1 protein-coding gene is annotated in these 592 nt (G+C 74.5%); it reads right to left on the bottom strand.

The genetic code is table 11. The features are described 5' to 3' along the window. Positions 1-79 precede the first annotated feature (79 nt). A partial coding sequence (locus ACLEQD_RS45000) for a hypothetical protein (protein WP_410392007.1) occupies positions 80-592 on the bottom strand: 513 nt, incomplete at its 5' end.

The following is a 592-nucleotide window of genomic DNA, read 5'->3' as shown; positions in this document are numbered from 1 at the left end:
CCACTCCGGCGGGAGGGAGGGGGCTCAGCGGGCGCGGGCGTCGCGGTGCGGGGGGCGCCGAACGCGGGCGGCGAGGCGCTCAGGCTCCAACGGAGTAGGTGCCGTCGTAGCCGTCCGGATCATCCGCCTTCTTCTGGAGGCGGATTCCCAGGGCCTGCGCCTCGCCCTGGCCTCGCAGGGGCTGCTGGCCACAGGTGTCCGCCGTCATGCCTCGGCAGACCCACGCAGAGCCTCCGGCGTTCACCACGTCGAGCGACACCAGGCCGGGCTCCGCTTCGAGCAGCCGGTGCGTCATGAACTGGAGCTTTTCGTCCCAGGGCGCGCCCACGTCGCGGCGCGCGTGCAGGTTGCCCACGAGCACGATGAAGGTGTCCTCGCGCGCCTGGCTCCGCGCCTGACGGAGCTGTTCCGCCATCGTGTCGTCGCGGTCCTTGCCGCCCGGATCGAACGCCACCACCCGCACCGGCAGCCCCGCGTGCCGCAGCTCCCGCGCGCGCTCGAGCAAGCCCCGCATCGCCAGGCTGCCGCGGCCGTCCTGCGCCTCGCGGTGCCAGAAGGCGCTGTCGGGAGGCCCCTCGGCCTCGCCCGCGAC

Origin of the sequence: Corallococcus sp. 4LFB (assembly GCF_046520365.1) — a bacterium.
Taxonomy (GTDB): Bacteria; Myxococcota; Myxococcia; order Myxococcales; family Myxococcaceae; genus Corallococcus; species Corallococcus caeni.
The sequence above is the reverse complement of the archived record's forward strand: the minus strand, read 5'-3'. Positions and strand labels throughout refer to the sequence as shown.